Below are 14,716 nucleotides of genomic sequence, written 5' to 3'. Positions count from 1 at the left end.
TTTTAAAAACTCAAAGTTAGATTAAGAATGACGTTCCTAACGGTAGGTGGTGACAGGTTCTCAAAACCAGCGGCATTTGCATTGGCCGACAAGGCAAAAACCGATTCTGGATCCACCCCATTAAGATTGCTATCCAGCATTAATACGTTAGTAGCTGCCATACCGATTTTAGCACTTTGTATTCCAGTGTCTTTCAACCATTTTGATGGCATTCTATAACTCATGGTAATGTTTCTTACCCTAATATGTGTTGCATCATAAACAAAGGCCTCGTTAATCCCTAGATTTCCGGTATTATTGGCCAATGCTTGATAGAGTACTTGAGGCTCCACTCCAACCTCATTTGCTACAAAACCACCATTTCCGTCATCCACAACGCCGTTGAATACGATGTCTTCCCTTGCACCGTTAACGACAGTGGCAGCTGCAGCACCCGAACTTAAGAGTGTCCTATTGGTGCCCGAAAAAATTTCTCCCCCCAATCTGGCATCTATCAAGAAGCCAAAGGAGAAGTTCCTGTAGGCAAATGTATTGGTGAACCCAATAAGGGCATCAGGCTGTTGATCTCCTAATTTATTTAGACCGCCCTCTCCCAGTGGGATACCATTTTCATCTACGATAATTTGATTGAAAAAGGGGCTTGATTCATCCTCTACCCTAGCAAATTTACTTCCCCATATTTCACCATAATCTCCCCCTTCAACAGCTAAAATCGCTAAATTGTCAAATCCACCTAAGCGAAATTGTTCAACATCTTCAAAAAGATTACCTATAGTGTTCCTGTTTCTGGCATAATTGAGGTTCATGTCCCAGGAAAATCCTTCCGGATTATCAAATATTCTAGCATTTATGGCCACTTCCACACCTTCGTTTTGTATATCCCCTGCGTTTATCCTTCTAAATCTAAAACCACTTAAGGGATCTATGGGTATTTCCAATAATTGATTGGTGGCATTGGTCCTATACCAAGAGAAATCTATTCCCAATCGATTGCCAAAAAAACGTGTATCAAAACCGATTTCCGAGGATTTGATCAACTCATTTACCAAGTTGGCATCGTTAAGTGTATCGTTTGATCCGGCGGTTGTGTTGCCATTGGGATCCTGGCCGATATTGAAAAAATTACCCAATTGATTAAACCCTAGGTCGTTCCCAACCTCGGCATAGGATGCCCTTAACTTGGCAAAACTCAACCATTTGGGCAATTGGTCAAAAAGCTCGGTAACTGCGAACGACGTACTTATGGATGGGTAGAAAAAAGACCTGTTGTTTGCGCCAAGCGTGGAGGACCAGTCATTACGCCCCGTAACATCTATAAAGAAAAACCCGTCATAATTTAGTTGAAACGATCCAAAAAGGGAATTGATCTTTCGTTCACCAAACCCTTCGGTAATGGATGGCGGGTTAATACCGTTGTTCAGGGAAAAGAGATTGGGCACTTCAAGTTCACCTGAACCACCACTTAATGCACTTTCCCTTTGCGACATTAGTTGACCGCCAAGGGTAAAGGCCGTTCCGAATTTTCCAACAACATTGTCTTTGGAACCCACAAGCATAAAGGTGTAGTTGGTTTCGAGAAAGGTATCCTTTCCAACTCCATATCTTCCCGTTGGGTCTGGGGGACTTCCCGCAAACAATCTGGACGATCTATTATTCGTAAATAAATCTGCCCCTCCCCTAAATTCTGCATGCATCCAATCGGCAATTTGATACTTCAAATAGCCATTTAAAAGAAACCTGTCCCGCGAATCTTCCCTTATATTATTCTCTGCGGCCCAATAGGGATTTATGGCATTTCCATCCACATACCATATCATGTTTCCAAACTCATCTGTATTCTCCCTAAAGTCATTGATATCCACACTCCTGGGCAAAGTAAGTATAGTAGAGTGCGCATTATTTATATTATTTCCGTTTAGAGGTCGGTTCCTAGCCTTGGCATTTATGAATTGTACTTTAATATCCGTAGTCCATCTATCATTTGGCCCAAATCTCGAAACGGCCCTGGTCAATAAATTTAAACGTTCGAATTCTGCTCCTGGGATAATGCTTTCATCGTTCAGGTAACTGACCGAAGAGTAAATGGAGGTACCGTCCGTAAGTTGCTGTTGAAGGGAAAGGTTATAGGTCTGGTTGAATCCAGTTTCATAGAAATTATCCAAATTATTGAAGGACCTGAACTCTTCGGAATCTCCCTTCCAATCCGTAATGGTTTGCCCAGTTATCCTTGGTCCCCAACTACTGCGACTTCTGTTGGGAAGATCTTCACTTAATATTCCAAAAGAACCCTGGCCAAAGGAATCTTGCAGTTCAGGCTTGATGAATATGTTTTGGAAGCCAACATCCATTCTAAAAGTTATCCCCAAACCTTCTTTTTTAGCCCCGGTTTTTGTGGTTATCAATATAACCCCATTTCCTGCACGTGTACCGTATAAGGCTGCTGCGGAAGCTCCCTTCAAAACGGTCATGGATTCAATGTCATCCGGGTTGATATCCCCCAAACCATTTCCCAAATCCTCGGAAGGGTTAAAAAAGTCATTGTTATCCGCTCCGGAAAAGTTATTGATGGGTACACCGTCTACTACTATCAACGGCTGGTTATCACCGGTCAGGGAATTATTACCCCTTAAAACTATATTTGAAGAACCGGCAGGCCCATTACTACCTCTAATAACTTGAAGTCCTGCCACTCGACCGGAGATAGCGTTTACTACATTAACTTCCCTGGCTTCCAACAAAGTACCGCCACTGATTTCTTGGACAGAATAGCCCAATGCTTTTTTCTCCCTTTTTATCCCAAGGGCCGTTACTACAACTTCCCCGAGTTGTTCGGTATCCGTAACTAAGGAAATATCAATGGTGGAGCGATTGCCTACCACTACTTCCTGGGGTGTGAATCCTATATAGGAGAAAACTAAAATTGAAGAGGAATCCGTAACCTCAATGGTATAATTTCCGTCAAAATCCGATGAGGTTCCGTTGATTGTCCCTTTTTCCACCACATTTACCCCAGGGAGGAGTGTCCCAAAGTCATCGGTCACAGTTCCAGAAACCGTAATGCTTTGTGCAAATAGCCCCTGTAGGGAAAAAGATATGACATAGAATAATAGGTAATGAATTTTTTTGTTCATGCTTGATTAAGTTAAGTTGGTTATTTTTTAATTAGGTAGAGTGTTTTAAAAACGCTCCGTTCCGTTTAATATTAAAGATTGGAATTTAACAGTACATTATGATAATCTTTTCGACTAATAACAGTGATGAAAAGCTAAAGGACATGGTTACGAAAACGTTTGAAATATGTTTTCAAATGAACGGTCCTTTACTTTTTGGTTTTGGGGATGAATGGAAAGTTGTATAAATCATGTGCCAATGCCCATGAACTACCTCGATAAAGAGCTTACGAGATATTGGAATCAAGACCCCTGCGCCTCAATACCCAAGACTTTCTTTATCTTAACTCTTGATTACAGATTTTCGGTTCCCGTGTTGTTTGGCTACCAGTATGTTACGTTACACCCAAGGCAAAGTTTTGGGAAATTCCAAGATAAAAAAGGCCTGTTACCATCATGTAACAGACCTCGAATAAATCATTGGGCTTTTACCTACACCATTGGGTGATAATCTCAATTTGTGAAGCTCCAGTTGCATCTTTTACCATTAAAGTGCCACCGCTGCATGGATATTGCAAAAGAACGGATAAAGTTCCCGAGGCTACCAAGTTCCCATTTTGGAACCATTGGTAAGGTAAGGTTCCCCCTTGGGCGCGACCGTCTACCTGACCATAGGGACCTGGACCGTAAACCGTTAATTGCAATGATGATGCATCTTCTGTAGTAGAGGCATCCGAGAAATTTGGAGTAGCCATTTCTTGGGATTCCATCTCTGACGTGTACAGATCGATAGCGTTCAACGCTTTTTCATTCTGGGATTGTTGCGCAAAAATGCTGGTAGCAACCAGCATTAGGAGCAGTGGGATTACTCTTTTCATCTTTTCGTTATTTTATAGGGTTATCGAACTATTTAAATGTAGTATTTTACTTACATTTTATGATACTAATTCGACCAACAACCTACCAGAGGCTCTAAAAAACATAACAGAAAAAACGTTTGAAACGGATGTAAAGGGCTCTTCCCCACTTTTCACTTTTGGCTAAAGATTTGAAATCCATGGTTTTGCACGAAACAGGGAAATTCCCTATCAGTCAATGCGTTGTCATTCCAGCGTAAGTAGGAATCCATTCGCATAGGAAATATTGTGGATTCCGCATCAAGTTCGGAATGACAGAATTGGCTGAAAAATAGTTTAACGTGAGTTCGATATAAGAAAATTACGTCATTTTGAGTGATTTTGCGACAGCAAAATGTATCGAAAAACCTGCCTGGTCGGCAAGGCCGGCAAGTAATTTTCTTGCAAAATCCTAATTTCGATACAATTTTTCTTCATTTCATTACGAAAAACCACTCAATTTGACGGATTTTGGTTAATAATAATTACATCGAACTCACGTTGGTTCATGAAAACCAAAGCAACAGCGATGAAATTGAAGGTTATGGACCTTTAACGGGATAATCCAATTGATTTCTAGAAATTCCTTATAAACTACAATAAGTTGTCATTCCTGTGTAAGCAGGAATCCATTCGCACAGGAAATACTGTGGATTCCGCATCAAGTGCGGAATGACAGAAACAGATAAATCAATCAGCTTTGTAAAGCGTGCAGTTCAGAACGTATGAATACTAAGGGGGTTGTATAATCCTTATTTAAAGGATATGCTATGCGCATTTACCAACTTATCATGTGAAATAAAGTGTCCCCTATGCGGTTTGCCATCCACGAAAACCTTCCACGTTTTTGCGTCGCCATCCTTGGTCTCTTTTTTTTCAATACGTACTTTTTGGTTGGTATAATACCGTTGGTCCAAATGAATGGTAACCGCATCAAAAGTGGGGGTTACCAAAGCATAAATGGGTTCGGCCGGTACAATGGGATAGATGCCCATCATGGAAAATACGGCCCAGGCACTCATGGTCCCTGTATCATCATTGCCCGGCAGGCCATCCGGGGCATTTTTGAAATAGGTTTCCAGTAATTCAGAGACTTTTTTCTGGGTACGCCATTCCTCCCCCTTCATATAATTGAACAAGTACGGGTAAGCGATGTCGGGCTCATTGGCCATATCAAATTGATTGTTGTCAAACACTTTTTGCAATTGGCCCACAAAGCTTTTCCGCCCTCCCATCAACTTTTCCAGTCCCCTAACATCATGGGTCACCATAAAGGTATACTGCCAGGCATTGCCCTCAATGAACCCCGGGTTTTTTACAAAATTGGCTCCGGTCTCCGGATTGTATGGCGTTAACCAACTACCGTCGTCATTTTTAGGCCTCAACAGTTTGAATTCCTTATCGAACAGTTGCCTGTAACTCAGAGACCTTTTTTTAAACCGCTTGTAATCCGCTGTCTTGCCCAATTCCTTTGCCAACTGTGATAGGGAAAAGTCTGTAATATTGTATTCTTGCGTGGTTGACACCGAGCCGCTATTTGTGGTCTTGGTAGTCAGATACCCCTTTTCCAAATAATCCTTTATTCCCGGTCTTAATGGGTTGTTTTCCCATTGATCGGCACTTTTGCACATGGCCGTATAGGCCTTTTCCACATCAAAATCCCGTATGCCCTTCAAATAGGTGTCTGCAATGACAATTCCTGCTGGATCCCCGACCATCGTTGTGGTTTCCGTGGCATTCAATTCCCATTTGGGCAACCATCCCGATTCATCATAAACCTGTAACATACTCTTCACCATATCCGATTGCTGTTTGGGATATACCAAACTCATCAATTGATGCAGGTTCCTGTACGTATCCCAAAGGGAAAAAACCGTAAAGCGGGTGTTCTTGGTATGCAAGGTCTCCCGGGTCGCCATTTTGGGATAGTCCCCATTGTGATCATTTAAGGTACTGGGATGGATCAGTGCATGGTAGAGTGCTGTGTAGAAAATGGTCTTTTCATCCTTGGTTCCCCCTTCCACTGTTATCCTGGATAGGTATTGGTCCCATTCTTCCCTGGTCGTGGCCAAAATCTGTTCAAACGACTTGTCCCTGGTTTCCTTTTCAAGATTTTCCCTGGCATTTTCAATGCTCACATAGGAAACCCCTACCCGCAACTCCACTTGTGTTGGTGCGTTGAAATCGTATCGCACATAGGCTCCAATACTATCTCCCACCACTTCTTGGGTATATCCTTTCATTATTCGGGTCTTGCCATTGTACCCCATCCATTCCGCTTCTGCCCCCACATATTTGGCAGGCTTTTTCCATAGCCCGAATTCATCCGCCGGTCGGGAAAGTCGGGCCACAAAGTAAACAGGATAAGCTTCCTCGGGTTTATAATAACAAAACGAACCCACGGATCGTATCCCCTCTATTTCATCAGGGGCGACCATTCGTAGCTGACCTCCCTGTTCATTGGTAAGGCCCAGACCCAAGTTTAGCAAGATATTGGCTTTGCCCGCAGGGAAGGTATATCTGCTTACGCCGACCCTGGCAGTGGCAGTGGCTTCCACCTTAATGCCATATTTGTCCAATGTGTTGGTGTAATACCCTGCCTTTGAAACTTCATTGGAATAGGTAGTGCCGTATTCCAGATGGTCTGTCTGAAGTGTTCCCGTAGTGGGCATTGCCAGAATCACTCCCAATTCCGGGCAGCCTACACCACTAAGGTTTACGTGACTAAAACCGGTGAGAAAGGGATTCTCATGCACATATGGAGTGGAAAGCCAACGACTGTCCTTTTCCAACGGGAGGTTCTGTTCCCCCGCTACATTAAAGGGGGATACATTGGCCATTCCCCTAACGGCTATGGGCCCCGGATTCGTAGTGCCAAAATTGGAGGTGCCTATCATTGGATTTACATGGTCCACAAGCTTGGACTGCGAAACCGCCTCAAAGGCCACCAATACAAATAGCACCAAAGTATACTTTCCGATATCCCTCATTTTTCAATCCTTATTTTTTGATAAGCAGCTTTCCCCTTGTTTCCCCCAACGGATACCGGTTCCACCATTAGGCGTAAAAATCCATTGGACAAAGGAGCACTTGCCACGTAATAATCCTTGGAGGGTGTTTTGCCCAACCATACTTTGTTACTTCCGGAAACGGAATAGATGTTATGGAAGGCTGCATTGGTATCCTCAAAATGCAGGTATATCTCCGCCTTGTCCCCTTTTGGAAATACCTCAACACTAAATTCTGGGGCTGGCAGCTTTTTTTCCTTTTTATAAAATGTGGAAATCTCCCCTAAATAGGCATTGCCCTTGCCTATGGTTTGCAGCCCTGTACTTACTATTGCAGTATTCGTTTTGGCAGCTACCCTAAAAACGGTCTTTTTCCAAAAATCGGACGGTTTCAACGGAAATCCCAGCACTTCCCCATTGGACAACCGGCAATAAAACTGCAAACGTACCGAAGTGTCCGATTTGGCCACTATTTCAAAGGTTACCGGCTTATCCAGGGTGATATTTGTTTTGTACAACGGAATTTCGGCATCGTCATAGATTTCAAAAAGCAAGCTACTGCCCCCTTCATAACTTTCAGAAAAACTGAATGTCGGCTTTACTTTTGTACTGTCCGATTGCCATTGCCATGTGGGAAGCACGTCCTGTATACCCAGATTATGCCATTCGCTATTGGAAACTGTCTTTCCCCTTTCGTTATAAAACCTGCCCAGTCCGTAATTGAAATTGGTTTTAAAAGGAAGTTTTTGCAGCACACTACGGGCAGGGAAATAAGGGGCGAATCCTTCCCATTTAGTTTCCCCAAAACGCGTTTCTATGGATGGCCCACCATTCCAAAACTTTTGCTCATTGGCATAGACCTCTTCCGGTTTTTTGGTCTTTGAAATATCAAAAGTGGAATTGGGCCAATACAGCCCTATTGAGGTATTTGCGGGACGCCCGTTTTGATATAGAACATCCCATTTCGCCGGTGTTTTATAACTTTTGGCCTGTACGTCAATACCAGCAAATAAATCCCATTCACCTCGTCCCAATGTTCTTGCCATTGCCTTGGAATCTTCCAGATTGGTAGCACTGTACCTGAAATTGATAAAAAATACATCGGACATACTTTGGGTACCCTTCTGAAAGAAAACCTGGTTATGGTCATTTAGCTCATCCTGCCAAATTACCCTTCCATCCTCAATCATGGCATCGTACCACACTAATTTCAATGATGCCCTTTTTCTATAGTAGGTAATAAAAGCCACCATAAGATCTGCCACATCGCGTTTGAGATTATAGGTTTCCTGATTAATGAACCAACCATCGAAACCATAGGTCCTGGCCACTTCTATGAGTTTGTCTGCAACCGGAAAACTACCATCTTCCCGTTGCTGTAAAAATTGATAGACCCACTCTTCTTTTCCACCGTACACATTTGGTGGAAAGAAAACGGTCCCTATGGCCCTTACCCCATTTCTATGTGCCGCATCCGTCCATGTGGCCAGCGGCGGAACAATGATTCCCTCTGCTGCGGATCCCCCCCACTGGACAAAATAATCGATATACTGCCAATACGGAAAGGCATATTGTTTTACTGAGGGAAAACCCTGTGCTGGATGTTTGCTTGTGGGATGCGGCGCCACCAGGGATATGATTCCGGGGGCGGCAGACAACTCTTTTCGCAATTGCGTGGTACTATCCACAAATCGCTCGCCCAGGGGTACATAACTGATATTGAATCTGGAATTCCTATCCTTTTTGGGAGACCATTGCAACAAATCCTCCACAAACCAATAGGATGCATAGGGTTGGTTTTCACCATAATCCGTTGTTTGGGCCCATCCTCCAAAAACAATGAAAAGCAGTAGTACATATGTTATTTTGGTTTTCATGACCCGAACTATTTTATGCTAAAAGAATAGGGTACCCCTTCTTGGGAAATGCCCCAATTTTTGTTCGGTTCCACGCCCATCCCAAATGTGAGTTCCCCTCCGTTTTGAACGGTTTCCGCAGCAATCCAGGTTTGGTCCATCGGTTTGCCGTTTAGACTTGCATTTTGGATAAAGGGACTATTATTTCCATTGCCCTCTGCAGTTACGGTAAATGTGTTCCCATTTTGCAAATGCAGTATGGCCCTGTCAAAAAGGGGACTTCCAATAACATACTCGTTGGTAGCCGGTGCAACGGGATAAAAGCCCAAGGCACTGAACACATACCATGCCGAGGTCTGTCCATTGTCCTCGTCACCACAGTAACCATCCGGTGCAGGAGTGTACAATTTGGTCAACACTTCCCTTATCCTTTGTTGGGCTTTCCAAGGCTGTCGTGCATGGTTATAGAGATAGATCATGTGTTGAATGGGTTGGTTACCATGGGCGTAATTGCCCATGTTCACAATCTGCATCTCCCTGATTTCATGAATGGTAAATCCATAGTAGGAATCGTCATATTTGGGGGGCATTTCAAACACGCCATCCAACATCCGTACAAATTCATCCTCCCCGCCCATTAAATCAATTAAACCCTGTACATCATGAAACACGGACCAGGTGTAGTGGAGGCTATTGCCTTCGGTAAAGGCATCTCCCCATTTAAGCGGATTAAAGGGTGTTTGGAATTGACCGTCCTTGTTTTTGCCACGCATCAATTTGGTGGAGGGATCGAATAATTTTTTATAGTTCAACGATTTGGCATAGTACTGTTGGGCCAAACTCTCCTTGCCCATGGATTTTGCCAGCTGTGCAATGGTAAAATCGGCATAGGCGTATTCCAAAGTTCTGGCAGCATTTTCGTTGACTCCCACATCATAGGGTACATACCCCAAGCTATTATAGTATTCCAGTCCAGCTCTGCCCACACTGTTTGTAGGTCTCCCATGGGCCACGGTGGCATTTTTTAACATGGCCTCCAGGAGCACTTCCACATCAAACCCATCCACCCCACTTAAATGGGCATCGGCAATAATGGATGCGGAGTTGGAGCCAATCATACTGTCGCGATGTCCCGGACTCGCCCATTCCGGTAACCATCCTGATTCTTTGTACGTATTCACCAAGCCTTCCATAATCTGGGCATTCAATTCCGGATACATCATATTAAAGAAAGGAAAGACGGCCCTGAACGTATCCCAAAACCCGTTGTCGGTAAACATATATCCCGGAAGCACTTCCCCGTTGTAAGGACTGTAATGCACCACCTGGTCCTGGGAATTGATTTCGTAAAACTTTCTGGGAAAGAGCAATACGCGATATAAACAGGAATAAAAGGTCTTTAAATGATCTTGATTCGTCGAGAACACTTCTATCCTGCCCAGCTCCTTTTGCCATGCTTCATTGGCCTTTTCCCGCGTTTCCTGAAACGAATCATTCCCCAGTTCCCTATCCAAATTTAATTGGGCCTGTTCCGGGGATATAAATGAAGATGCTACTTTTACACGAATCGTTTGGCCCCTTTTGGTAGCAAATCCTAAAATGGCCCCAACATGTTCGCCTTCACTTTCCGTACTGCCCTCATGGAGCTGCCAGTTATCCTCCCAAGTATGGGTAAGCTCAAAATCCGTATCAAACTCAGCTACAAAGTAATTGTGGAAATTGTCCGGGACACCCCCACTATTGTTACGGCAATACCCAATAACTTTTCGTTGTTCCGGCAAGATTTTTACCATAGAACCCTTAAAAAAGGCATCCAACAGAATATAGGCCTTATCGGTCTCTGGAAAGGTGAATTTAAAATGGGCCGCCCTTTCCGTAGGGGCCACTTCCGCCACTACATCATAGTCTGCCAAATAAACACTGTAGTAATCCGGCCTAACCGTCTCCGCTTTGTGCGAAAACCAGGAGGCCCTCTCCTCTTCCTGAAACTTTAGGTCACCGGTTACGGCCATGAGCGAAAAGGCCGCATAGTCATTGATCCAAGGGCTGGGCTGATGGGTCTGTTTAATGCCCCGTATTTTATGTTCATCGTATTTGTAGGTCCATCCATCCCCCATTTTGGAGGTCATGGGAGTCCAAAAATTCATTCCCCAGGGCATGGCTATGGCGGGATAGGTATTACCATTGGAGAGATCAAAGGAGGAATCCGTTCCCATGAGCGGATTCACGTAATGCACAAAGTCCTGGATGGTTTCCTGTTCTTTTGGTTGCTCTTCACATGATAGTGCCAATAACAGCAGAATCAAGAACAAGTATATTTTTAGGCTGTTGCTTATGGTTACTTTTTTCATCTGTTTAAAATTTTTTAGTTTGTTGAAAATGAAGAAACTAAAAATTTCTGCACATTCAGTAATTCGCACAAAAAATTTAATCATGTCAATGGATATAAATGATGAAATTTGTTTATGCTCATTTCATATCAATAGATTTTATTCACTTCGGGAGTTTTTAATTCACTTTTTACGGTTGCGGAAGATGGTTCGGTCATTTTAAATACCAATTCCCCACCGGTGATTACCTCTTTATGGGTAATATAGGTCCTATCCAGTTTTTCCCCATTCAAAAAAACGGCCTCAACATCGTTATCGGCGGTATGGTGCCCTTCTTTTCGGATGATGAACTTTTTTTCACCCATAGCAATCTCCAATTCTTCGAACAAGGGAATCCCCAAATCATAGACACCTTGTGCCGGGTTTACAGGATAGAATCCCATTGCGCTGAACAGTAGCCAGGAGGACATTTGCCCGCAATCCTCGTTGCCACAATGGCCATTGGGTTCATTCTTATATTGTTCCCGTACAATCCGTTGGATCAATTTCCGGGTCTTTGCAGGCTTTTGCACATAATTGTACAGATAGGCCACATGATGGCTGGGTTCATTGCCATGGGCGTACTGACCGATCATCCCCGTACTGAAAATGGGAAGCTTGTCTTCTGGTGAGGGGGCATACGTAAACATGGAGTCCAACTTTTGTTCAAACCGCTTCAATCCCCCCGTTTTCTGAATCAAACCTGGTATATCCTGCATGACCGACCAATAGTAGTGCCAAGCATTGCTCTCACAGAAATAGGGGGTGTATGCCTTGGGAACAAAGGGATAGATAAAATTACCGTTTCCATCTTTAGGCTGTAGCCAAGAGTTTTTTTCATTGTAGAGGTTGCGCCAGTTTTTTGATCGGGCCAAAAAATAATCATGGTCCTCCATCTTACCCAAATCTTTGGCAAACATGGCAATGCACCAATCGTCATAAGCGTATTCCAGTGTTTTTGAAACCGACCAGTTTTCATGATGTCCATCCACAGGTATGAACCCTTTTTCCCTGTAGATGTCTATTTGGCGCCCACTGGCCATGGCACTGGTTCTACAGGCCTCAAAGGCCAGTTCCCGGTCAAAATCGAACCCTTTAAAATGGGCGTCCACAATAACGGGCACGGCATGGTATCCAATCATCATATTGGTCTCACTGCCCTGCATGGACCAAACAGGCAAAAGTCCCGTTTCCCTATAGTGAGCCAATAAGGATTTGACCATATGGGGTACCCGTTCCGGATGAAGGATGGTATATAGTGGGTGTGCCGCCCTAAAGGTATCCCATAGGGAAAAGGTATCATACCGATCAAAACCTATGGCCTTGGCGACCGTGTCCATTCCCCTTAGGTACTTTCCTTCCGCATCATTGGCGGTTTTGTAGGACCCATTACTATCACTGTATAGTGTTGGGGCCAACATGGACTGATAACACATGGTGTAAAATATACCTTTGGAAACCGTATCCTGGGTAATGACCCTTACTTTCTGAAGCTCCTTTTCCCAATGGTTTTCCGCTTCCCTTCTAATCGCATCAAAATCGGTATGGGCTTCCGTATCAATGGCCTTTCCTGCCGCTTCGGCACTCACCGATGACAATCCTGTCCTTAGCACCAATTGTTCCCCATTTTCCATGGCGTACTCCAAGACGATTTTGGCATTGGTGCTGCCTCCTAGAGAAGAAACGCCCTCTTCCTGTCCCCCATTAAAACGATGCGATGCAAAGGGCTTTGAAAAACGCATTTCAAAAAACAAGCGTTGATTTCTAGCCCATCCCGTGGACATACGATGCCCTTGAATGGTGGAATCGTTCACCACTTTCAAAAAAGTATCGGTGGGCTTGTCCCAATTAAGGGCATAGCCCAAGTCAACATGAACTTGCGTACTATCCGCTTTTGGAAAGGTATATCGATGTACCCCTACCCTTTTTGTAGCAGTCATTTCGGCCTTGATACCATAATCCAGAAGATCAACCCAGTAATAACCCGGGGAAGCCCCTTCACGGTTATGGCTGAAATGTGAAAAGGGTTTGAAGTTATTTTCCGGTATCCTTTGGGAAAATCCATCGTTGGTGGGCATGACCAAAATATCATATAGGTCCCCTGCCCCGGTTCCGGAAAGATGGGTATGGGAGAAGCCCGTAATAATGGAATCCTGATAGTAATAGCCTGCAATCCGATCCCAACCCGAAATACCAATATCCGGACTCAATTGTACCATGCCAAAAGGGACCGTTGCCCCGGGATAGGTATTTCCCGGACCATCCGTACCTACAAATGGATTGACCCATTGTACAAGTCGCCCTTCATCAACTTCCGTCTTTTGTTGCGGAACGCAACCAAGAACCCCAAGCAACACCAAACCACAATACCCTTTAAACCTCATTGTATCAGGTTTTCCTTGAACTTTTTAATAGCCATCAGTTGTTGGTCCGTAATGGCCGGACCATCAAAAAAGGAGACGCCTTTAGCGCCATTTTCATAGGCGAGTTCCATAGCCTTTGCGAGTTCGGCAACGGACATGGTTGGGACGAACAATCCCGTGTGAAGTTCCACATTTTTGCCTTTTAGGTCTTTAACGCCCTGTCTGGTAACATAACCGATCCAATCGGTTTCCTCATTGTAAAAATTGTTGTACACCATAGGTAATACTACATCGATGTTCCATTTATCCCATCGTTGTCTTACCATATGGTCGGCCATTTCTGGATAGGGAAATACAGCTGCGGTGAGTATTTTGCCATATTTATGCGCTATTTCTTGAGCACCGTCCACCACTACTTTTATTTCGTTTAACCTAAATTGTTTCCACTCCATATCTATGGCCGGAACTTCTGTTTCCCTAATATCTTTTCCGTGCAGTTTTTTGAACTTTTCCACCGCCACTTCAGAATAGTCAAAGTCGAAATCCGGTAATTCTTCATTCTGAACCAAATCATATTTAGGTAATAGACCAATTGGTAAAAACACGTCAGGATATCTTATATAATCCAAGTGAACACTGACAACGCCCTCTACTTTTGCCAGGTTTTCCACTAAATTCCATATATGTTGGCGTGCGTCGGGATGGCTCGGTGATAACCACTGATAGTAGTCCACATAAGGACGATTATCGAAACACGATTTTCCACTTCTACTAACCATATACCAATCAGGGTGTTGTAAGGCTATGGCATCACCAGGCCTATTCATGGTAAACATCCAGGCATGCACTTCAAGATCGGCTTCCTGCGCCAAGGGAACCAATCTCTCCAACAGTACGGGATCGGCATTGGTGTTAATCAATACAGCATCGATGCCATATTTTTTGTACTTGGCAAATTCCCCTCTATACGAATCATTGGTTCTACTATCATCCGCCGTAATCCATGTCCAGAATTTAAATTCCTTTGTGGTTGAGGTGGTGTCATTCTGTTCCGATTCCTGTTTGGATTGGCATGAAACCATTGGAATGATTGCCCAAAATATCGGTAAAATAT

At 43.8% G+C, this 14,716-nt stretch carries 7 protein-coding genes; all 7 read right to left on the bottom strand.

Annotated features, from left to right (window positions below; all coding sequences use genetic code 11):
• Positions 1-2: 2 nt before the first annotated feature.
• Positions 3-3,131, bottom strand: coding sequence for a SusC/RagA family TonB-linked outer membrane protein (locus L0P88_RS18370; RefSeq protein WP_247131366.1), 3,129 nt, complete (start codon positions 3,129-3,131; stop codon positions 3-5).
• 467 nt (positions 3,132-3,598) lie between these two features.
• On the bottom strand, positions 3,599-3,988 hold the full coding sequence (locus tag L0P88_RS18365; RefSeq protein ID WP_247131365.1) for a hypothetical protein: 390 nt from the start codon (positions 3,986-3,988) through the stop codon (positions 3,599-3,601).
• Between the two features lie 770 nt (positions 3,989-4,758).
• Positions 4,759-6,996 carry a GH92 family glycosyl hydrolase gene (locus L0P88_RS18360; RefSeq protein ID WP_247131364.1) on the bottom strand — a complete coding sequence of 746 codons (2,238 nt, stop codon included), beginning with the start codon at positions 6,994-6,996 and terminating at the stop codon, positions 4,759-4,761.
• Complete coding sequence (locus L0P88_RS18355) at positions 6,993-8,891, bottom strand: endo-beta-N-acetylglucosaminidase (protein WP_247131363.1); 1,899 nt, start codon at positions 8,889-8,891, stop codon at positions 6,993-6,995. Before L0P88_RS18355 ends, L0P88_RS18360 begins: the two co-directional genes overlap by 4 nt.
• 8 nt (positions 8,892-8,899) lie before the next feature.
• Positions 8,900-11,221, bottom strand: a complete 2,322-nt coding sequence (locus L0P88_RS18350; protein ID WP_247131362.1) for a GH92 family glycosyl hydrolase — start codon at positions 11,219-11,221, stop codon at positions 8,900-8,902.
• Positions 11,222-11,349: 128 nt separating this feature from the next.
• The gene (locus tag L0P88_RS18345; RefSeq protein ID WP_247131361.1) at positions 11,350-13,623 is read right to left on the bottom strand and encodes a GH92 family glycosyl hydrolase; all 2,274 of its coding nucleotides are present in this window, start codon (positions 13,621-13,623) and stop codon (positions 11,350-11,352) included.
• On the bottom strand, positions 13,620-14,684 hold the full coding sequence (locus tag L0P88_RS18340; RefSeq protein WP_409557735.1) for a family 10 glycosylhydrolase: 1,065 nt from the start codon (positions 14,682-14,684) through the stop codon (positions 13,620-13,622). The genes L0P88_RS18345 and L0P88_RS18340 overlap by 4 nt, the downstream gene beginning before the upstream one ends.
• Positions 14,685-14,716: the final 32 nt, after the last annotated feature.

The organism is Muricauda sp. SCSIO 64092 (assembly GCF_023016285.1).
Taxonomy (GTDB): Bacteria; Bacteroidota; Bacteroidia; order Flavobacteriales; family Flavobacteriaceae; genus Croceivirga.
The sequence above is the reverse complement of the archived record's forward strand: the minus strand, read 5'-3'. Positions and strand labels throughout refer to the sequence as shown.